The sequence below is a fragment of the Halomonas cerina genome (assembly GCF_014192215.1).
Classification (GTDB): domain Bacteria; phylum Pseudomonadota; class Gammaproteobacteria; order Pseudomonadales; family Halomonadaceae; genus Halomonas; species Halomonas cerina.
Map to the genome: position 1 here is coordinate 1 of NZ_JACHXP010000007.1, position 20,926 is coordinate 20,926.

Sequence of the window (20,926 nt, forward strand, 5' to 3'; positions counted from 1 at the left end):
GGCGATCATCTGCTCGAGCACGCCCTCGCGGTCGCTGGCGGGACCCAGGGTGGCGACGATCTTGGTGCGGCGAACGGGGTCGTGGATCGGGGCATGGGGAGGCAGCGTCATGGGGTCCTCGGCAGTACCAGAATGGCACGAAAGTCGTTGACATTGGTGCGCGTCGGACCGGTCACGATCAGATCATCCAGCGCATCGAAAAACGTATAGGCATCATTGCGCGCCAGGAAGTCGTCGGGGTCAAGGCCGAGCTCACGCATGCGCGCCCAGCAGCCCGGGCCGAAGATGGCGCCGGCGTTGTCCTCGGAGCCGTCGATGCCGTCGGTGTCGATGGCCAGGGCATGGATCCCCTCGGCGCCTTCGAGCGCCGTGAACAGGCCAAGCAGGAACTCGACGTTGCGCCCGCCGCGGCCATCTCCGCGCACCGTCACGCTGGTCTCGCCGCCGGACAGGAGCAGCATCGGCCGGGTCAGGTCGTCTTGGGCGGACAGCGCCAGGCGTCCCTGGGCGCGGCCCAGTTCGCGGGCCTCGCCCTCGAGATCGTCGCCGAGCAGGCGGACCTCGACGCCGTCGGCCTCGGCGGCGGCCTGCCCGGCCGCCAGGGCATCCCGGGCGCGGGCGAGGATCTCGCTGTGGTCCCGGGCGAAGGCCGGATCCTCAGGACCTGGGGCCTCGGTATTGCCTTCCAGGCAGCGGCGGACGCCCACCGAGGCCTCGATCCCGTAGCGATCGAGGATCGCCAGGGCCTCGCCCGGGGTACTGGCATCCGGCAGGGTCGGCCCGGAGGCGATCAACGAGGCCTCGTCGCCGGGGACGTCCGAAATCAACCAGGTCAGCACCCGGGCCGGATGGGCGGCGGCCGCCAACCGGCCGCCCTTGATGGCCGACAGGTGCCGGCGCACGGTGTTGATCTCGCGAATCGGCGCGCCGCAGCGCAGAAGGGCCTTGTTGATGGCCTGCTTCTCGGCCAGGGTCACGCCTGGCGCCGGCAGGGTCATCAGCGCCGAGCCACCACCGGAGATCAGGGCGATGACAAGATCGTCCTCGCCGAGGTCCTCGACGGCCTCAAGCATCCGCCGGGCGGCCTTTTCGCTCAGGTCGTCGGGCATGGGATGGGAGGCCTCGAGGACCTCGATCTGGCGACACTCGGTGCCATGCTCTTGTGGACCCTGTGCTTGAGGACCATGCCCGTAGCGGGTCACCACCAGGCCGGACAGGGGCGCCTCGGGGTGGCGCGCCTGCCAGGCGCGCTCCAGGGCGGCGGCCATGGCTGCCGCCGCCTTGCCGGCCCCCACCACCAGGGTGCGGCCGGGAGGCGGAGCCGGCAGGCGGTTGGCCAGCAGCGTGTCGGGGTGCACGGCCGAGACGGCGATCTCGCCCAGTCGTCGCAGCCAAGCACGTACTGCCACGGGGTCCTCTCGGCAGGTACCGTGGCGGAGGAACGCAGGGGGCAGGACTTTCATAGGCGTCTCCTTCATTAAAAGGGCCCGGTGGCAAGAAGATGCTTCAGGGGGTATCTCGCCACCGGGCAACGGCCGCTGGGCGGCCATGGCAGGCGACGACCCGACGCCTGCCATCAGGGAGCAGTCACCTCCCCTGTCCCCCGCCGGCCATCGCCCGATGGCCGGCAGGACGGACTCAGCGGCTGCCGACCTCGTGGTCGGCGAGCTGTTCCAGTGCGCGGACGATGCCAGCATGGTCCCAGTCCGCGCCGCCGTGGGCGGCGCAGGCCTGGAAAAGCTGCTGGGCGTTGGCGGTGCCGGGCAGCGCCAGGTCGAGGCTGCGGGCGCCTTCCAGGGCCAGGTTAAGGTCTTTCTGGTGCAGGCGGATCTTGAAGCCCGGATCGAAGGTACGGTTGATCATGCGCTCGCCGTGGACGTCGAGGATCTTGGACTGGGCCAGGCCACCGAGCAGCGACTCGCGGACCTTGGCCACGTCGGCCCCCGCCCGAGAGGCGAACAGCAGGCCCTCGGAGACGGCCTCGATTGTCAGGGCGACGACGATCTGGTTGGCCACCTTGCAGGTCTGGCCGGCGCCCTGCTCACCGATATGGGTGATGGTCTTGCCCATGATCTCGAGCAGCGGCTGGGCGCGCTCGAAACCTTCCTGCGTGGCGCCGACCATGATGGTCAAGGCAGCATTGATGGCGCCGCCCTCACCGCCGGAGACCGGGGCGTCGACGTACTCGCCGCCGGCCTCATGGATGCGCTTGGCGAACTCCTGGGTGGCCAGCGGGGCGATGGAGCTCATGTCGATCACCAGGGTGCCGGGCTTGAGCCCCTCGATGACGCCGCCCTCGCCGAACAGCACCTGCTCGACGTCCGGGGTGTCCGGGACCATGGTGATGATCACCTCCGAGGCCTCGGCGACCGCCTTGGGATCATTGAGCTCCTGCATGCCCTTGGCGGCCAGAGTCTCGTCCAGGGTGCCGCGCTTGACGGTGGTCAGCTCATGGCCGGCGTCCAGCAGGTGACCCGCCATGGGACGGCCCATGATGCCCAGTCCGATAAAACCGATCTTGCTCATGATGATTCTCCTATCATGTGACTTGCTGACATTGCGTCGTGAGTATTCGTCATCGTACGGAAAGTGTCGCTCAGGGCTCCAATGGATGAGCGCCGGGGGCAAGACAGAGCGAGGGTCCTACGCCAGGGGTGAGGAGCACTGCTCCGAACGGGCTGGCCATGGATGGCCAGCACCGGCCCTGCCAGCGGCGCAGGATGCGAGAGCGCCGCAGGGCGTCGGTAGCGCCCAGGGAGGGGTTCACAGCGCCCTCGCCACGTCTTGCCGCTGGAACAGCTCATCCCGGCAGAGGCGTGACGCCCTCAGCCTCGCGCCGCATCCAGCCAGCCCAGTCCCTCCTTGGTGCCCGCCTTGGGCTTGTACTCGGCGCCGATCCAGCCCTGGTAGCCGAGACGATCGAGATGGGCGAACAGGAAGGGATAGTTGATCTCGCCGGTGCCCGGCTCATGGCGCCCCGGGTTGTCGGCCAGCTGCACGTGGGCGATGCGATCGAGGTGCTTCTCGATGGTCGGCGCCAGGTCCCCTTCCATGATCTGCATGTGATAGATGTCGTACTGCAGCTTGAGGTTGCTCGAGCCCACCTCGTCGAAAAGCGCCAGGGCCTGAGCGGTGCGATTGAGGAAGAAGCCCGGGATGTCGCGGGTGTTGATCGGCTCGGCGATCAACAGAATACCCGCGACCTCGAGCTTCTCGGCGGCGAAGCGCAGGTTGTCGACCAACGTCTGGCGGGCCTCGTCGTCGCTCACGCCTTCCGGCTGGATGCCGGCCAGACAGTTGACCTGGGTGTTGCCGAGCACCTTGGCATACTCGATGGCGCGGTCGACGCCGGCGCGGAACTCCTCGACACGATCCGGATGGCAGGCGATACCCCGCTCACCGGCGCCCCAGTCACCGGCCGGCAGGTTGAACAGCACCTGGGTCAGACCGTTGTCGTCGAGGCGCTTGCGGATCTCGGCGGCCTCGAAGTCGTAGGGGAAGAGGTATTCCACGCCCTTGAAGCCGGCCTCGGCGGCGGCCTTGAAGCGGTCGAGGAAGTCGACCTCGGTGAACAGCATGCTGAGATTGGCAGCAAATTTGGGCATAGTGCTCTCCTTTGAGTCGTTGACAGGGATATTGCGGTTGACGTCTCAGTGCTCAGGCGGGGGCTAATCCGCAGGCAGGCCTGCGCGGAGGCGCTATAAACCCTTCCCTGGGCGCTACTTTTGCCATCCATGGCAAAAGACCTCCGCTTCGACCTGCCCCCGGCGCCCCTCCTCGCGTCTTATTATGCGTGTCAGGTGAGCGCGGCGATGGAGCTCGGCGCGTCGGCGACGTTCTCGGCCAGGTCCTCGAACTCGTTGATGCCGGCCAGGTCGGTGCCCATCGAGATGTTGGTCACCCGCTCGAGGATCACCTCGACCACCACCGGCACACGATACTGGCGCATCAGGTCACGGGCCTCGGCGAAGGCCGGGCCGATCTGGTCGGGCTCGGTGACGCGGATCGCCTTGCAGCCCAACCCCTCGACCACGGAGACGTGGTCCACGCCGTAGCCGTTGATCTCCGGGCAGTTGATGTTCTCGAAAGACAGCTGCACCTGGTAGTCCATCTCGAAACCGCGCTGGGCCTGGCGGATCAACCCCAGATAGGAGTTGTTCACCAGCACGTGGAGGTAGGGCAGGTTGAATTGCGCCCCCACTGCCAGCTCTTCGACCATGAACTGGAAGTCGTAGTCGCCGGACAGGGCGACGATCTCGGCCTCCGGGTCGGCGCGACGCACCCCGAGCGCGGCCGGAATGGTCCAGCCCAGCGGACCCGCCTGGCCGCAGTTGATCCAGTGGCGCGGCTTGTAGACGTGCAGGAACTGGGCGCCGGCAATCTGCGACAGGCCGATGGTGCTGACATAGCGGGTGTTCTTGCCGAACGCCTTGTTCATCTCCTCGTAGACCCGCTGCGGCTTGACCGGCACATTGTCGAAGTGGGTCTTGCGCAGCAGGGTGCGCTTGCGCTCCTGACATGCCTCGGCCCAGGCGCTGCGGTCCTTGAGCTTGCCCTCGGCCTGCCACTCCTTGGCCACCTCGACGAACAGCGTAAGCGCCGCCTTGGCGTCGGAGACGATGCCGTAGTCCGGGCCGAAGATACGCCCGATCTGGGTCGGCTCGATGTCCACATGGACGAAGGTGCGCCCCGCGGTGTAGGTGTCCAGCGTCCCGGTGTGGCGGTTGGCCCAGCGGTTGCCGATGCCCATCACGAAGTCGGATTCGAGCAGGGTCGCGTTGCCATAGCGGTGCGAGGTCTGCAGGCCGACCATGCCTACCATCAGCGGATGATCGTCCGGGAGGGTGCCCCAGCCCATCAGGGTGGGGATGACCGGCACGCCGGTCAGCTCGGCGAACTCGGTGAGCAGCTCGCTGGCGTCGGCGTTGATGATCCCGCCACCGGCCACCAGCAGCGGCTTGTCGGCCGCGTTGAGCATGCCCAACGCCTTCTCGATCTGGACGCGGCTGGCGGCCGGCTTGTAGGACGGCAGCGGCTCGTAGGTATCGGGATCGAACTCGATCTCGGTCATCTGCACGTCGATGGGCAGGTCGATCAGCACCGGGCCCGGGCGCGCGCTGCGCATCAGGTGAAAGGCCTGCTGGAAGGCCCGCGGCACCTGGGCCGGCTCCAGCACGGTGACGGCCCATTTGGTGACTGGGCCGGCGATGGCCTGGATATCCACCGCCTGGAAGTCCTCCTTGTGCAGCTTGCCGGTCGGCGCCTGGCCGGTGATGCACAGGATCGGGATGGAATCGGCGGAAGCCGAGTACAGCCCGGTGATCATGTCGGTGCCGGCCGGGCCAGAGGTACCGATGCACACGCCGATGTTGCCGGCCTGCGTACGCGTGTAGCCCTCAGCCATGTGGGAGGCGCCCTCGACATGGCGCGCCAGGACGTGATCGACACCACCAACCTTGCGCATGGCGGCATAGAAGGGGTTGATGGCGGCGCCGGGCAGGCCGAAGGCGACCTCGATGCCTTCTTTCTTCAGGACGTGAACGGCGGCTTCAGCGGCAGTCATGCGAGCCATGACGGTTCCTCCAGTGGGGTTATTTTTGTGGAAAATATTTCTGTATACCGAGACTAGACGCCGTTTCCCGAAGCCGTCAAGATTTTATGGAAAATATTTCCATCATAATTGGAATAAAAAAATACCCAAGCCATATCATGCGCTTGGGTAAATAAAAAAATTCCCGAAAAATCATTCCCTAGCGGTCTTACCGCCTGCGCAGCAGGCGCCGGAGACAGGCCAGGATTCAAACTATTGTATGCAATCTCAGGGCGTCAGGTGCAGCACGACCTCACCGATCCCCATGAAGACCAGGCGCGCCTGCTGGCCGGCGCGCATCTCCACCACGCCATCGAAGGTGCCGGTGGTAATCACCTCGCCGGCCGTGAAGCCCTCACCGTCCCGGGTGATCCGGGCATTGACCATCGCGACCAGTAGCTCGGCCGGGTCGCCGCCGGGATGATCGCCACGCCCGGCGAGGGCCACCTGACCATCGAGGGTCAGCCGGTACTCGGCATCGCGCATCTGGCCGAGGTCCCCGACCGGCGCCGCCTCGCCCAGCACGAAGCCGCCATGGCTGAGCCCATCGGCCAGTTGCCACACGGGTGGCACCTCAGGCCAGCTCGAGAAGCGGCTGTCGACCAGCTCGATGGCGGCATGCAGGCCGCCGACGCGGGGCACGATCTCGGCCAGGGTGTAGGGGGTCTCCCGAGCCGGGATGGCCTCGCCCAGTACCACGGCGAGTTCCGGCTCGAGGCACACCACCTGGTGGTCCCGACGACGACAGACGCCGGGCGAGGCCTGGTTACGCTCGGCGAACAAGCGCGAGTAGCGCGGCGTCTCGCCGCGCACGATGCCCCCGAGCTTCCAGCCGGCGGGGGTGCCCAACGCCTCGGAGACCCGCTCCTGGATGGCGTAGGCATCGGCCTCCTCGACCAGCGGGATGTCGCTCGGTACCGGGATCGGCCGAGCCCGGCGGTGGGCCTGAATCAGGCACTTGGCGCCGGCGGCGATGATCTCGTCTCGCGTCATGCTCAGAACCCCTTGGTCGCGCCCCGCGGCCGTGCCGGCTGGGGCTTGTCGCACTTCAGGAACTGGCCATATCCCGGCTCGGCGCTGGGCCGGCCATCCCTGGAGACCACCCGGCCCCGACACAGGGTCAGCACCGGCTTGCCGGTGAGCTCGAGTCCCTCGTAGGGGGTGTAGTCCACGGCATGGTGCAGGTCGGCGTTGCGCACCGTGGTGCGGGCGGCGGGATCCCAGAGGGTCAGGTCGGCATCGCTGCCGATGGCGATGGTGCCCTTGCGCGGATAGAGACCGTAGATCTTGGCCGGCTGGGTGGCGGTCAGCGCCACGAAGCGAGTGGCATCGATACGCTCCTTGATCACCCCCTCGGAGAAAAGAATCGGCAGGCGCGTCTCCAGCCCCGGGATGCCGTTGGGAATGTGCGCGAAGCTGGCTGATTCGCCATGCAGCTTCTTGCCCTGGGGGTCCTCGTAGCGGAAGGGCGCATGATCCGAGGAGAACACCTGGAAGACGCCGTTCTCCAGGGCTTCCCAGACCGCCTCCTGGGCGGCGGTGTCCCGCGGTGGTGGGCTGCACACGCACTTGGCGCCCTCGAAGCCCTCCTGGTCCAGGTCGGAGGCGGTCAACATCAGGTACTGGGGGCAGGTCTCGCCGTAGACGCGCAGGCCACGGCCCTGGGCCCAGCGGATCTGCTCGATGGCCTCGGGGCCCGAGACATGCACGATCAACAGCGGCACGTCGATCAGCTCGGCCAGCGAGATGGCCCGGTGGGTGGCCTCGCGCTCAGCGATGCTGGAATGGGTCACCCCGTGATAGTAGGGCGCGGTCTTGCCCTGTTCCTCGAGCAGCTCGGTGAGGTAGGCGATGCAGTCGGCGTTCTCGGCATGCACCATCACCATGCCGCCCTCGCGCCGGGCCATGGCCAGGACCTTGAGCACTTCTCGGTCATTGAGCTTGAGGTCGTCGTAGGTCAGGTAGATCTTGAAGGAGCTGTAGCCCTCGTTAATCAGCGCCGGCAGCTCCTCCTTGAGCACCGTCTCGGTGGGGTCGGTGACGATCATGTGGAAGGCGTAGTCGATGAAGGCCTTGCCCTCGCTGCGCCGATGGTAGTCCTCCACCGCGGCGCGCAGGCTCTGGCCCTTCTGTTGGGCGGCGAAGGGAATCACCGTGGTGGTGCCACCGCAGGCCGCCGAGCGGGTGCCGCTCTCGAAGTCGTCGGCCATCACGGCGCCGTCGCCGAGCGGCTGGTCCAAGTGGCAGTGGGCATCGACGCCACCGGGCATCACCCAGAGCCCTTGGGCGTCGATAACCTCCTCGGCCTCGCCCAGGTCCTGGCCTAGGGCGACGATGCGCCCGTCCTTGATGCCGATGTCGGCGGTGTAGCGGTCGGCCGCGGTGATCAGCTGGCCGTTGATGATTAGGGTATCGAAGCGTGACATGTCGTGTGCCTCGTCGAGAGTGTCGGGATGGGCCGGCGCCGGGGCCGGCCAGGAGGATGAGGTGAGGGCCTAGCTCATGGCGTTGGGCAGCCATAGCACCAGCCCCGGCCAGAGCGTGATGAGCAGCACGAAGAACAGCATGATGGCGAGGAACGGCAGGCTGCCGAGCATGACATCGCCGATGGAGCCACGGCCGCGCACGCCCTGGACCACGTAGAGGTTCATGCCGATGGGCGGGGTGATCAGCGAGATCTCCATCATGACCACCAGGAAGATACCGAACCACACCGGGTCGAAGCCGAACTGCACCACCATGGGCACCACGATAGGCACGGTGGCGATCATCATCGACAGCGTCTCGAGGAAGCAGCCCAGCACCAGATAGAAGATCACCAGCGCCAGGATCAACCCCAGCGGCGACAGCCCCAGGTCGGCGACCCACTGGGTCAGGGTGTGGGGAATGCCGAGGATGCCCACGATGTAGTTGAGGAAGAAGGCCGCCACGATGATCAGCATGATCATCGCCGTGGTCCGCGCCATGGACAGGAAGCACTCGTGCAGCATGGTCAGAGTGAGCTTGCGGTTGATCGCGGCCAGCAGCAGCGCCGCGACCACGCCCAGGGCGGCGGCCTCGGTGGGGGTGGCCCAGCCGCTGTAGATGCTGCCGATGACGATGGCGAAGACGAAGGCCGGCGGCAGCAGGTCCACCAGCGACGCCAGACGCTCGCGCAGCGAGGCTCGCGGCTCGGCCTCGCCGGCTACCCCGGGGCGCAGCAAGCTGAAGGCCATGATCGCCAGCATGAAGGCGCCGGCCAAGGCCAGGCCCGGGAGGATCCCGGCGATGAACAGCTTGCCGATGGAGGTGTTGGTGATGGCGCCGTAGATGATCATGTTGATGCTCGGCGGGATCAGGATGCCGAGCGTCGCCCCGGCGGCCAGGGTGCCCAACGCCAGGCGCTCACTGTAGCCGCGCTCGGCGAAGGCCGGCAACGCCACGGTACCGATGGTGGCGGCGGTGGCCACCGAGGAGCCGGACATGGCGGCGAACACCGAAGAAGCGCCGATGTTGGTGTGCAAGAGCCCCCCGGGCATGCGGTTGAGCCACACCGACAGGGCACTGTACATGCGCTCGGTGATGCCACTGCGCAGCAGCAGCTCCCCCAGCAGGATGAACAGCGGGATGGCGGTGAGGATGAAGTCGTTGAGGGTGCCCCAGAGGGTGTCCCCGAAGGAGTACAGCAGCGGGGTGCCCAGGTACATCAGGGTGCCCAGGGCGGCCACCGAGAAGATGGCCACCGCCACGTGGATGCCCGCCGCCATCATGCCCAGCATGATGAGAAAGCCGATCAGGACCTCGATTGCACCGATCATGTCGACGGCTCCCCCTGCACGGTATGGGTCGTGTCGCCGGCGTAGTCCTGCCGGGCCTCGTCCAGCTCATCCCGGGCGCTGCGCGGACCGTAGTCCCGGTTCAGCGCGCCCAGGCGCCCGGTGGCCAGCTGCCCCAGGGCATGCACGGCCAGCAGGGTGGTCAGCACGGCGAAGACGCCGAGTCCCAGGATCCACAGGCTCTGCGGGATCCACAGCGGCGTCTGCAGCGGGGTGCTGGCGAGGCTGCCGAACTCGAGCGTCTCGTGCAGGGTCGCCACGGCTCGCCACAGCATGAACAGCGAGAAACCCGCCAGTAGCAGCATGGCCGCAGCATTGAGGGGGGCCTGGATGGGGCCCGGCAGGCGTGACATCAGCACATCGACCCGGGTGTGGGCGCGATGCAGCAGAGCATAGGCGAAGCTGAACGAGACGCCGATCGCCAGCACGTAGCCGCCGATCTCGTCGACGCCTTGCAGGGAGAAGTTGAAGAGCTTGCGGGCGATCACCTCGAAGGTGATCAGCAGCGACAGGCCCAGCGCACCATAGCCGGCGGCGACGGCGGCGCCATGGGCCAGTCGGCGGGCGAACCAGTAGGGACTCCGGGATACCATCGGGCACCTCCACGGGCGCCCCGGCCACGGCCAGGGCGCGGGTTGACGACGCTTACAGGGCACTTCCAAACGTCGGGCGAAATGAGCGCCGGGAAAGCTCATCTCCGTTGCCCGATCCTGGAAGACACTCTTACTGGATGGTCAGGCCGGCGGCCTCGCCAACGGTGGCGTTCCAGTCCTGGATGCAGTTGGGGTACTGCCGGCTGCAGGTCTCGGCCCACACCGGCAGCACCGCCTCGCTAGTGATCGCCTCGACCAGCTGACGGGAGTCAGGGTCGATCTCCACCAGGGCCATGTCGTAGGCCTCGTGGCTAGCGCAGCTGTCCTGGCCGGTATTGCAGGCGATGGCGTCGTCGTTGACGTCGTAGGCCAGCTCCCACATCTGGTCCTCCAGGCGAGCGAAGGCCTCGGTGAGTTCGCGCTGCTGGGCCTCACTGAAACGGTTCCAGGTATCGAGGTTCATGAAGTGCCCCTGGACCGAATAGGCGAGCGGCAACGGCACGAAGGTATCGGTGACCTCGGGCCACTTGCCGTTGTTGCCGGCGGAGGGCGCCGTCACGCCGCAGTCGGCCACGCCGCGCTGCAGGGCCAGATAGACCTCGCTGAACTGCAGGGTCACCGGGGTCGCCCCGAGGCCCTGCACCAGGCGGGACATGGAGGGCGTGAAGACGCGCACCTTCTTGCCTTCCAGGTCCGCGACGCCGTCGATGTCGCCGTTGCAGAACATCATCTGCGGTCCGAAGGGCCAGAGCGTCATCAGCTTGGCGTTGAAGCGTTCCTGCAGGCGCGCATCGAACGCTTCGCGTACCGCGTTGACCGCCTCGCGCTGGGCATCGAGATCGGCAGCCACGCCGGCCAGATCGATGCCCTCGAAGAAGGGCTCGTCTCGCGAGGCCATGCCGATCTGCACCGACATCACGTCGAAGGCCCCGGAGCGGATCAGGCGCAGGGCGTCGGCCGCCTCGACGCCGATGGCATCCATAGGGTTATAGACGACCGCCAGGTCGTCGCGTGCATCGAGCTCGTTGAAGAAGGGCCGCTCGACCTCCTCCACATGCAGCTTGTTGCCAGAGAAGTTGCCGACGGTGCGTAGCATCGTCTCGGCCTGCGCCAGGCCGCCGAGCAGCATGCCGGCGGCAAGCGTTCCGCCCAGTGCGACGGTCTTGGGAGTCATGGTTGGCATCGGTTCACCTCTTGATTGGGATTGTTGATGGTGGTCTTGCCGTTGCGTCTTGCCTCGGTATTCGCAGCTCACGCCGCCAGGCGCGGGTCCTGGAAGAGCTGTCCCCAGCCCGAGATCCGGGCGGGATCGATACTGGCCAGGGCGAGCGTCTTCCAGACCGTGACGCTCACCGAGTCGTAGATGGGAATACCGACCTCGCGCTCCAGCTCGGGCACGATGCCCGCGCCGCGCAGGTTGGTGCAGAGGATGGTGATAGCCTGGGGCCGGGCCTTGGCGACCTCGCGGACCATCCCGGCCAGGGTGGCCTCGTCGTAGTCCGAGAAGGAGAAGTTGCCGCGATCGTTCAGGTGGCGCTCGGCGACCACCTCGATGCCCTCGGCCCGATAGTTCGCGACGATCGCCGCCTGGATGTCGTCGAGGTAGGGCGTCACCAGGCCCAGCCGGGTCACCCCGGTGCGCTCGAACGCCTCGTTGAGGGCCAGTACGCTGGTGGTGGCCGGAACACCGGTGGTCTCGGTGATGGCATCGCACAGCTTGCGGTCGGCCTCGAAACCCAGCCAGCTGGCCGAGGTGCCGTTCCAGGCGATGACGTCCATGCGCGCATCGTTGAGCAACCGGGCGGCCTCGAGCAGCGGCACCGGATCGAACTGCGCCAGCGCCTCGTCGCGCATGGAAATCTCCTTGACCGTGAAACGCTGGAAGTGGGCGGTCACTTCGGGCATCAGGTCGTGCAGCAGGGCCGCGGTATAGGGCTCCAGCACGGTGTTGGAGGACGGCGTGAGCATGCCGATGAGGGTGCGATCCATGGGTGACTCCGGGATTGTTCTTGATATTCGGTATACTGTATTCGGGATACAGATATAGCCTTGCACAGGAACCGAATTTTGCAAGCACCACCTGTTGGAATATCGTCTCTAGAGAATAAAAAAACACCTATCTCATTGAATAATATAAATTAAAAAAAATATAGTATTCAGTATTTTGTATTTCTCAAAAACCTGTTCTAAGGTTCACCTAGTCGCCCTGCCCCGGCAGACGACCTCCAAACCACTCGTGGAAGAAGAGGATTCCCGCATGACAACAACAACACGCCTTGCCCGACACTCCGCCATGACACTGCTGGCCTTCAGCCTCGGGTCGCCCCTGGTGGCCAATGCCGAGACCCTGCGTTTCGGCGGTAACTTCACCGATGACCACTCCAGCAGCCGCGCCATGGAGATCTTCCGTGACAGCCTGGCCGAGCGCACCGGTGATGACCTGACGGCCCAGCTGTTCCCCAACATGCAGTTGGGTGGCGCCGGCGAGAACGTTGACCAGGTCAGCACCGGCGCCATCGCCGGCACCTGGATCGGCATCTCCTACCTGTCGCGCACCGTGCCCGAACTCGAGGCTCTGAGCCTGCCCTTCGCCTTCGACAGCCGCGACGAGGCCTTCGCGCTGATCGACGGTGAAGTGGGCGAGTTGCTCGACGAGAAGCTTGCCGAGAAGGGCTTTACCGCCCTGGGCTACATGGAGTTGGGCTTCCGTCACGTCACCAACGACGAACGCCCCATCGAGTCCATCGAGGACTTCGAGGGTCTCAAGATTCGCCTGCAGCCCAACGAGACCCACTTAGACACCTTCCGCGCTATCGGCGCGAATCCGGTCTCGATGGACATCAACGAGGTCTACGGGGCCCTGCAGCAGGGCGTGCTCGACGGCCAGGAGAACCCCTACAGCATCATCAGCACCAAACGGCTGGACGAGGTGCAGCAGTATCTTTCTGACAGCGGGCACTTCTATGACTTCATCGTGGTGGTCGCCAACCGCAGCACCTTCAATGGCCTGAGCGACGAACACCAGCAGGCGGTACACGAGGCCATGGCCGAGGCCGTGGCCTGGCAGCGTCAGACTGCCGCCGAGGAAGACGCCGCCGCCCGAGAGACGCTGATCGAGCGCGGCATGGAGTTCACCCCGATCGGTGACGAGACCCGCAGCGCGCTGCGCGAGGCCAGCCAGGGCGTGGTGGATGACCTGCGCGACAAGATCGGCGCGGACATCGTCGACCGGGTGCTCGAGGAGCGGGCGTCATGACACCCGCCTGGCACCGGCTGGAGGCGCATGCCTCCAGCCCCGTCACCCGCCATTTCCTGCACGGCCTGGCGCTGTTCGACCGCACCTCCTACTACGCCATCCTGGTGGCCATGGGCCTGATGACGCTGCTGGTATCCGCCCAGGTGTTCGCCCGCTACGTGCTGGACACGTCCATCGACTCCGCCGATGAGCTGTCGCGCCTGTTCTTCGTCTGGGCGATCTTCCTGGCCATTCCCCACGGCATCAAGGTGGGCATCCACGTGGGCATCGATGCCTTGGTAACCCATTTTCCGGCCCCCCTCCAGCGCCGGCTCGCCCAGCTGATGTCCTGGGTCGGCGCCATCATGATGGGCGTGCTGTTCTGGATCAGCATCGGTGCGGTGGCCAGCAAGTGGCAGGAAATGATGCCGACGCTGCCGATCACTGCCGCCCTCTTCTACATCGCCGTGCTGATCTGTGCAGCCCACAGCTGCCTGCATCTGGTGGCCCAGGCCCTGGGCCTGGAGCCGCTGCCCAGCGCCCCGGAACATCGCGGAGGAACCCCGTCATGACCCCGGCTATCGTCTTCACCTTCCTGGGCTTCGCGCTGTTGCGCATGCCGCTGGCCTTCGCCCTGGGCGTCGCCTCCCTGGTCGGCCTCTACGTAGGCGGCATGGACTTCTCGGTGCTCCCCCAGCGCATGATGCACTCGGTCAACAGCTTCCCGCTGATGGCCATTCCACTGTTCATGCTGGCGGGCGAGTTGATGGTGGCGGCCGGCATCCTGCAGCGCCTGGTGGACTTTGCCAACTCGCTGGTGGGTCGCGTGCATGGCGGACTGGCCCACGTGGCCATCGTCGCCGGCATGGTGCTGGCGGCGGTGAGCGGGGCCGCCGTGGCCAGCGCCAGTGCGCTGGGCAGCTCGCTGGTGCCTTCCATGCGCCAACAGTACGGTACCGGCTACAGCAGTGCCGTGGTCGCCTCGGCGGCCAACCTTGGTGCCATCATCCCGCCCAGCAACGCCATGATCGTCTACGCCTTGATGGCCGGCTCCACGGTCTCGGTGGGCGGCCTGTTCATGGCAGGGGTGGTGCCGGGCATCATCCTCGCGCTTGGCTTCATGGGACTGGCGACCTTCATCTCCATGCGGCGCCGCTATCCGCTGGCCGGCGGCGAACTCGGCCTCAAGCACGTGCTGGTGCAGACCTGGCGCGCCCTGCCGATCCTGCTGATGCCCATCGTGGTGGTCGGCGGCATCGTCGCCGGGGCCTTCACCCCTACCGAGGGGGCGGCGATCGCCGTGGTCTACGCCCTGGTCATCGGTTTCTTCGTGACCCGCCAGCTGCGCATCAGTGACCTGCCTCGGGCGATGTTCAACGCCGCCGTCACCGCCGCCATGGTGGGCGCACTGATCGCCTTCGCCTCGACCATGACCTTCGCCTTCACCCTCGACCTGATCCCCATGCAGCTCACCGACTGGCTGCAGGGTTTCACCCAGGATCCGCTGGTCTTCCTGCTGCTGGTGATGGCGCTGCTGATCGGGGTGGGGATGTTCATCGAGTCCAATGCCGCCTACATCATGCTGGTGCCGCTGCTCGCCCCCATCGCCCTGACCTACGGGATCGACCCGCTGCTGTTCGGCTTCCTGTTCGTGATGAACCTGGTGGTGGGCATGATGACACCCCCGGTGGGGGTGCTGCTGTTCGTAATGTGCGGCATCTCCCGGATCAGCCTCAACGAGCTGATGAAGAGCGCCTGGCCCTTCATCGCCTTCCAGTACGCCATGCTGTTCGCCTGCATCGCCTTCCCGGGCCTCGTCACCTGGCTGCCCCGGGCCCTGGGCTACTGAGCCGACGCACATAACCATAACGATCGAAGGAACACGCCATGAAACTCCTGGTCATCAACCCCAATATCTCAGGCGACGTGACCCGTCTGATCGAGTCCGAGGCACGCCGCAGCATCCGCCCCGGCACCGAGCTGACCATGGCCACCGCCCCGCTCGGGGTGGCCTATATCGAAACGCGAGCCGAGGCCCAGATCGGCGGCTATGCCGCCATGCAAGTCGCCGCCGAGTTGCATGCCGACCACGATGCCGTGGTGGTGGCGGCCTTCGGCGACCCCGGCCTGTCCGCCCTGCGCGAGATCCTGGGGATCCCGGTGGTGGGGATGACCGAAGCCGCCTTGGTCAGCGCCTGTCAGGTCGGCAGCCGATTCTCCATCATCGCCATCTCCCAGCGCATCCAGGCCTGGTATCGGGAGACGATCTCGGCCTGCGGATTCAGCAACCGCCTGGCCAGTATTCGTGCCCTGGATGAACCCCTGGCGCACATCGGCCGGGTCCAGGAAGATCAGGGCGAGCGGCTGGTCGCCCTGGCAGAGCGCGCTGTCCGGGACGATGGCGCCGATGTACTGATCCTCGCCGGGGCCCCGCTGGCGGGCCTGGCCCGCAGCGTGGCCAGCCGCCTGCCGGTGCCGGCTCTGGACGGTGTCACCTGCGCCCTGCACCAGGCCCAGGCACTGGTCGACCTCGGTGCCGCCGCACCCATTGCCGGAAGTTTCGCCCTGCCTCCCGAGAAGCCCTGCCGGGGTCTGCCCGAGGCGCTGGCCCGGCTGGTGGGGCGAGACCTTGCCAGGTCCGTGACATCGGTTGGTTGATTGTGTCTCTACCAAGAGTTCGGAGACAATCGCCACGTCTCCTCAGCAAAGAGGACTGGATGACATGACGATGGAAGGAGCCGCCCTGCTCGGGCGACGACGCATCACGACCCCCTCGCTGGCCGAGGAGGCGTACCAGGCACTGCACGACCTGATTGTTCACGGGCGCCTGGCGCCGGGGCAGCGCCTGATCGAGCCGGAGCTGTGCGAGCAGCTCGGCATTTCCCGCACACCGCTGCGCGAAGCCCTGAAGATGCTGGCCGCCGATGGCCTGGTGACCCTGCGGCGCAACCGCAACGCCCAGGTATCGCTGATCGACCCCCAGGAGTTGGAGCATCTCTTCGAGGTGGAAGCCGGGCTCGAGAGCCTGGCGGCGAGCCTTGCCGCTCAGCGCATGACGAATACCGAACTCAAGCGACTGGAAACACTCCAGGAGCGCCTGGAGCGCCTGCTGGAGAAGGGGCATCGGAATGCCTACTTCGAGCTCAACCAGCGGATTCATGGACTGATCGTGGCCGGTGCCAAGAACCCGGTGCTTGCCGAGACCCACCGAAGCCTGCTGGGACGTCTGGAACGGGCACGCTACCTGGCCCTGGATCGCCTCGGCCGCTGGAGCGAATCCACCCAGGAGCATCGCGCGATCCTGGAGGCCCTCAAGGCCCGGGACAGCGATCTGGCACGACGCCTGCTGGCCGATCATGTCCAGCATACCGGCGATGCTATCGCCGCCATCAATCGCCCCCTTTCCTGACGCTATGGCAATGCGCCCTCCTGCTGGAGGGCTGGCCGCAGAGTCTTAACCCCCCATAGTGATCGTCTCGGCCAATCAGGCCAGAGTCACCCGTATCGGGAGTGAGTATTCGTCACAGTTGTCGCCGGGACCGCCCCGGTCGACGACCAAAAACTCCCCTTCCCGCTCCAGCACCGACTGGATGGCATGCCAGGTGCCGGCATGGTAGTTGACCCCTTGGCGGCCGTCGGTGACGAAGGCGCGCACCTCGGCGGGATCGACCTGATCGCCTGGTGGCGCCACCACGACGAGAAATCGCTCGTCATGGAGCGGCATGAAGGCTTGGCTGCCCAGCGGGTGGCGCTCCAGGAAGTCGAGCTCCAGCGGCACCTCGACGGGCTGGCTGACGAAGATGCTAATCAGCGTTCTGGCACCCTCCCCATGGGCCTCGACCCTCGCCAGGTCGTGATAGCGCCGAGTGCGCCCGGCGTTGATGGGAAACCAGTCCGCCGTGCGCGTATCGATGACCTCACCGAAGGGGGCGAAGGCCTCGGGCGTCAGCGGCTCGGCTTTTAGTTCCAGCATGTCAGTCTCCAAAACAGAACTGCCAACAATCGGGGCTTACCTGGCGCTCCTCAGACCGGAGTTGGGTCAGCGGCTCCACAGACGCAGCGCGGCGTGGCGATTGACGTCCTTATAGAGCAAGTAGCGGAACGGCCCCGGCCCTCCCGCATAGCAGGCCTGGGGACAGAAGGCGCGCAGCCACATGAAGTCGCCGGCCTCGACCTCCACCCAGTCCTGGTTGAGGTGGTAGACCGCCTTGCCCTCCAGCACATAGAGACCGTGCTCCATGACGTGGGTCTCGTCGAAGGGGATCACCGCGCCGGGCTGGAAGGTGACGATGTTGACGTGCATGTCATGGCGCACGTCGGCCGGGTCGACGAAGCGGGTGGTGGCCCAGCGCTCGTCGGTGTCGGGCATGGGGGTCGGGGCGATGTCGTTCTCGTTGACCACGAAGGCCTCCGGCACCTCGATCCCCTCGACCGCCTCGTAGGCCTTGCGCACCCAGTGGAAGCGCACCGGGGCATCCGCGTCGTTGCGCACCCGCCAGTCGCTGCCCGGCGGGAGGAAGGCATAGCCGCCGGGCACCAGGCGATAGCGCTCGCCGGCAAGCGTCAGGGTCATCTCGCCCTCCACCACGAAGAGCACCCCTTCGGCTTCGGGATCGAGCTCGGGCTTCTCACTGCCACCACCCGGGGAGACCTCCATGAGGTACTGGGAGAAGGTCTCGGCGAAGCCGGAGAGCGGGCGCGCCAGCACCCATAGCCGGGTCTTCTCCCAGAACGGCAGGTTGCTGGTGACGATGTCGCCGAACACTCCCTTGGGAATGACGGCGTAGGCCTCGGTGAATACCGCCCGGTCGGAGAGCAGCTGGGTCTGGGGCGGATGCCCCCCGGTGGGGGCGTAGTAGTTTCTTGTCTTCATGATCCCATCCTTCATATGCACCTCTGACCTTACGACAGGCCAAAAAACCGTATTGATCCTACTTGTGAAACTAACGTCTCAAGAGTACGGTGTCTAGAAACTTTCGTTTCATTCGTGAACAAGAATCGAGTCCAGCCATGAATCCTCGACGCTTATCCGGGGCAGTGACGTGGTCCGGAGCAGGCACCACCAGCAGCGGGATCAGCCTCTCAGGGCGACAGTTCGTCGAGCCTGTGATAGAGCTCGCTCACCGCATCGATACGGGCGCGCCCCTGAGCGAGCCGGTGGTGCAGGACCCCATTGGCAAGCAGGCTGATCAGGCTCATGGCACTGGCATAGCTGTCGAAGGCGGAGACACTGTCGATCGGACACTCCATCCACCAGTCCACCTGCTCGGCGAAGCCACTGGCCGTGGCATCGGCGATCAGCAGCACATGGCACGGCATGAACGCCAGCTCGTTCACCAGGGCGTCGAATCCGCTCGGGCGGCGACGAAATCCGAACAGCACGACCAAGTCGTCTTCGCCCAGCTCCACCAGCTCCTCGGCCAGCGACTGGTTGGGCTCGGGGGCGAGACTGACCCCGCCGCGCGCCTGAATCAGTTGCTGCCGGAAATGAATGGCCAGCGGGTAGCTGTTGCGAAAGCCGACGAGCACTACCCGTCGCGCGCGATCCAGTCCCGCCACGACGGCCTCGAAGGTCTGCGGCTCAAGGCCCTCCAGGGCGCTGCGCAGGTTCTGCCGCTCACGCTCGTGGTGGCGCTTGAAACGCTCCCCGTTTCCCGCCATGGCCTCGGGGTCGGTGACCAGCGGCACGCCCTTGCTGCGCAACTCGCGCGCATGGCGCTTCACGGCCTGGAAACTCTCGAATCCGAGACGCTTGAACAGGCGGCTGACCGTGGACTTGGAGACGCCCGTCAAGCGGGAGAGATCGGCCGCACTGTAGACCGCCAGGTCATCGAAGTGGTCGAGGATGAAGGCCGCCACCCGCTGCTCCTGGGTGGTCAGGTCGGCATACTGCGCCGAGATTCGCTGGCCGATGTGCGGCCTCATGTCGGTCTGTTGCGTCCGCAAGAAAAACTCTCCCCCTGTTCAGGGCGCAGACGGAACATTGCCCCGTCAGGCGCCACTCGTATCACCAGGCCAGTCGACGACCGCCCCTGTCGGTATCCCCATCGACGGATGGCCGCCCCAGGCAACTTCCCCCCGGCCTCGATCCTTCCCGCGGCGCCAACCGCGGCCGGGGCGCTTCGGCGCCGCTCCACTATAGCGACACCGCCAACAACAACACGAGGCACACCATGTCCCAACCCTCCGACACCACCCAGGCCACCAGCGCCAAGCGGCGCCATTGGCAGATTCCGCATATCTACGTCATTCTGTTCGTCTTCATCGCCATCGCGGCGGTGGCGACCCATTTCGTGCCGGCCGGCGAATTCGAGCGGATCCCCGGCCCCGCGGGGCGCATCACCATCGATGCCGAGTCCTTCCAGTTCGTCGAGCCCAGCCCGACCGGCATCGTCGACTTCATGCTGGCGATACCCAATGGCCTGATGAGTGCCGGCGAGGTGGTATTCTTCACCTTCATGATCGGCGGCATGTTCATGGTGTTGCGGCGCACCGGTATCATCGAGATCGGCGTCGACAAGCTCAGCCGCCAGTTTGCCGGCCGAAGCCTGCTGATGATCCCCGTGCTGATGACGGTGTTCGCCGTGGTCGCCACCATTATTGGCACCCAGGAGCTGGCACTGGTCTATGTGCCAGTCATCCTGCCACTGATGATCGCCCTGCGCTTCGACTCGATGACCGCCGCCGCCGTGGCGCTGTGTGCCACCACAGCGGGCTTCACCACCGGCATCCTCAACCCGATCAATACCGGGCTGGGGCAGCAACTCTCCAACCTGCCGCTCTACTCCGGCTTCGGCCTGCGGGCCGCCGCCTTCGCCATCGTGCTGGGCGCGGGGATCTATTTCGTGATGCGCTATGCTCGCAAGGTCCAGGCCAGCCCCGAACTGAGCCTGATGGCCGGTGACGAAGACGAGGCCAAGAAGCGCTCGCTCTACCAGCATGCCACCGACGAAGGGGCCCTGATGGCCAACGGCCGCCAGAAGCTGGCCGCCATCGCCACCTTCGCCTTCTTCGGCCTGCTGGTCTACGGCGTGCTGCGCCAGGGCTGGTTCATGATGGAGATGGCCGGTCTGTTCATCGTCATGGGCATCGTCGTCGGCCTGATCGCCGGCCTGACCACCGAGAGCATCTGCGAAGCTTTCAACAAGGGCTTTCGCGACGTGCTCGTCGGCGCCATGATCGCCGGTGTGGCCCGCGGCGTGGCCGTGGTGCTTGAGGATGGCCAGATCATGGATACCCTCGTCTTCGGCCTGGGCAACCTCGTCGGTGAACTGCCCACCCTGCTGTCGGCCATCGGCATGTATTTCTCCCAGTTGGCCTTCAACTTCGTGGTGCCCTCCGGCAGCGGCCAGGCGCTGGTCACCATGCCGATCATGGCGCCGCTCTCCGACCTGATCGGCGTGACCCGCCAGACCGCAGTGCTGGCCTACCAGCTCGGTGACGGGGTCGGCAACATCCTCTTCCCGACCTCCGGCTACTTCATGGCCACCCTGGCCATCGCCGGTGTGCCCTGGCAGAAATGGGTAAAGTTCTTCTTCCCGCTGTTCTGCGTCTGGGTGCTGATCTCCATGGGCTTCCTCGCCTTTGCCCAGGCCACCCAGTGGGTCGGCTGATCGCCTAGACCGAACCCCACGCCCCCACCAGACCCTGCCCGGCTCGTCCGAGCGGGGTCTGCTCGTCTTCCAGGGTGACA

19 protein-coding genes are annotated in these 20,926 nt (G+C 66.1%); 6 read left to right on the top strand and 13 right to left on the bottom strand.

Annotated features, from left to right (window positions below):
* Nucleotides 1-107: 107 nt before the first annotated feature.
* The 10 genes from FHR94_RS08375 to FHR94_RS08420 form a co-directional block, all read right to left on the bottom strand.
* Nucleotides 108-1,409, bottom strand: a complete 1,302-nt coding sequence (locus FHR94_RS08375; RefSeq protein ID WP_425485363.1) for a glycerate kinase type-2 family protein — start codon at nucleotides 1,407-1,409, stop codon at nucleotides 108-110.
* A gap of 229 nt (nucleotides 1,410-1,638) precedes the next feature.
* Nucleotides 1,639-2,526, bottom strand: a complete 888-nt coding sequence (locus FHR94_RS08380; protein ID WP_183325196.1) for a 2-hydroxy-3-oxopropionate reductase — start codon at nucleotides 2,524-2,526, stop codon at nucleotides 1,639-1,641.
* A gap of 299 nt (nucleotides 2,527-2,825) precedes the next feature.
* A complete protein-coding gene (hyi, locus tag FHR94_RS08385) occupies nucleotides 2,826-3,605 on the bottom strand; it encodes a hydroxypyruvate isomerase (protein WP_183325197.1) in 780 nt (259 codons plus the stop codon).
* A 191-nt stretch (nucleotides 3,606-3,796) separates the two neighbouring features.
* Nucleotides 3,797-5,572, bottom strand: coding sequence for a glyoxylate carboligase (gene gcl / locus FHR94_RS08390; protein WP_183325198.1), 1,776 nt, complete (start codon nucleotides 5,570-5,572; stop codon nucleotides 3,797-3,799).
* Between the two features lie 246 nt (nucleotides 5,573-5,818).
* On the bottom strand, nucleotides 5,819-6,583 hold the full coding sequence (locus FHR94_RS08395; RefSeq protein ID WP_183325199.1) for a 2-keto-4-pentenoate hydratase: 765 nt from the start codon (nucleotides 6,581-6,583) through the stop codon (nucleotides 5,819-5,821).
* Nucleotides 6,584-6,585: 2 nt separating this feature from the next.
* On the bottom strand, nucleotides 6,586-8,016 hold the full coding sequence (hydA, locus tag FHR94_RS08400; RefSeq protein WP_183325200.1) for a dihydropyrimidinase: 1,431 nt from the start codon (nucleotides 8,014-8,016) through the stop codon (nucleotides 6,586-6,588).
* 69 nt (nucleotides 8,017-8,085) lie between these two features.
* Nucleotides 8,086-9,387, bottom strand: coding sequence for a TRAP transporter large permease (locus FHR94_RS08405; protein WP_183325201.1), 1,302 nt, complete (start codon nucleotides 9,385-9,387; stop codon nucleotides 8,086-8,088).
* Complete coding sequence (locus FHR94_RS08410) at nucleotides 9,384-9,998, bottom strand: TRAP transporter small permease subunit (protein WP_183325202.1); 615 nt, start codon at nucleotides 9,996-9,998, stop codon at nucleotides 9,384-9,386. Before FHR94_RS08410 ends, FHR94_RS08405 begins: the two co-directional genes overlap by 4 nt.
* 130 nt (nucleotides 9,999-10,128) lie before the next feature.
* Nucleotides 10,129-11,181, bottom strand: a complete 1,053-nt coding sequence (locus tag FHR94_RS08415; RefSeq protein WP_221188423.1) for a TRAP transporter substrate-binding protein — start codon at nucleotides 11,179-11,181, stop codon at nucleotides 10,129-10,131.
* Between the two features lie 68 nt (nucleotides 11,182-11,249).
* On the bottom strand, nucleotides 11,250-11,987 hold the full coding sequence (locus FHR94_RS08420) for a maleate cis-trans isomerase family protein (RefSeq protein WP_183325203.1): 738 nt from the start codon (nucleotides 11,985-11,987) through the stop codon (nucleotides 11,250-11,252).
* A gap of 268 nt (nucleotides 11,988-12,255) precedes the next feature.
* Here FHR94_RS08420 and FHR94_RS08425 point away from each other — a divergent pair, with 268 nt between their 5' ends.
* The 5 genes from FHR94_RS08425 to FHR94_RS08445 all read left to right on the top strand — a co-directional run bounded on the left by FHR94_RS08425 (nucleotide 12,256) and on the right by FHR94_RS08445 (nucleotide 16,642).
* Nucleotides 12,256-13,254, top strand: a complete 999-nt coding sequence (locus FHR94_RS08425; protein WP_183325204.1) for a TRAP transporter substrate-binding protein — start codon at nucleotides 12,256-12,258, stop codon at nucleotides 13,252-13,254.
* A complete protein-coding gene (locus FHR94_RS08430) occupies nucleotides 13,251-13,805 on the top strand; it encodes a TRAP transporter small permease (RefSeq protein ID WP_183325205.1) in 555 nt (184 codons plus the stop codon). The genes FHR94_RS08425 and FHR94_RS08430 overlap by 4 nt, the downstream gene beginning before the upstream one ends.
* Nucleotides 13,802-15,082, top strand: coding sequence for a TRAP transporter large permease (locus FHR94_RS08435; protein WP_183325206.1), 1,281 nt, complete (start codon nucleotides 13,802-13,804; stop codon nucleotides 15,080-15,082). The genes FHR94_RS08430 and FHR94_RS08435 overlap by 4 nt, the downstream gene beginning before the upstream one ends.
* Nucleotides 15,083-15,120: 38 nt before the next feature.
* Nucleotides 15,121-15,891: an aspartate/glutamate racemase family protein gene (locus tag FHR94_RS08440; protein WP_183325207.1), complete on the top strand. Its 771-nt coding sequence runs from the start codon at nucleotides 15,121-15,123 to the stop codon at nucleotides 15,889-15,891.
* Nucleotides 15,892-15,955: 64 nt separating this feature from the next.
* Nucleotides 15,956-16,642 carry a GntR family transcriptional regulator gene (locus FHR94_RS08445; RefSeq protein ID WP_221188424.1) on the top strand — a complete coding sequence of 229 codons (687 nt, stop codon included), beginning with the start codon at nucleotides 15,956-15,958 and terminating at the stop codon, nucleotides 16,640-16,642.
* A gap of 75 nt (nucleotides 16,643-16,717) precedes the next feature.
* Here FHR94_RS08445 and FHR94_RS08450 read toward each other — a convergent pair whose 3' ends face one another.
* The 3 genes from FHR94_RS08450 to FHR94_RS08460 form a co-directional block, all read right to left on the bottom strand.
* Entirely contained in the window at nucleotides 16,718-17,206 is a 489-nt protein-coding gene (locus FHR94_RS08450; protein ID WP_183325208.1) for an ureidoglycolate lyase, read from the bottom strand.
* A 66-nt stretch (nucleotides 17,207-17,272) separates the two neighbouring features.
* Nucleotides 17,273-18,106: a bifunctional allantoicase/(S)-ureidoglycine aminohydrolase gene (locus tag FHR94_RS08455; protein WP_183325209.1), complete on the bottom strand. Its 834-nt coding sequence runs from the start codon at nucleotides 18,104-18,106 to the stop codon at nucleotides 17,273-17,275.
* 209 nt (nucleotides 18,107-18,315) lie between these two features.
* Nucleotides 18,316-19,179, bottom strand: coding sequence for a MurR/RpiR family transcriptional regulator (locus FHR94_RS08460; protein ID WP_246389874.1), 864 nt, complete (start codon nucleotides 19,177-19,179; stop codon nucleotides 18,316-18,318).
* A 227-nt stretch (nucleotides 19,180-19,406) separates the two neighbouring features.
* Between FHR94_RS08460 and FHR94_RS08465 the strand changes: the two genes are divergently transcribed.
* Nucleotides 19,407-20,846, top strand: a complete 1,440-nt coding sequence (locus FHR94_RS08465) for a YfcC family protein (RefSeq protein WP_183325210.1) — start codon at nucleotides 19,407-19,409, stop codon at nucleotides 20,844-20,846.
* Nucleotides 20,847-20,926: the final 80 nt, after the last annotated feature.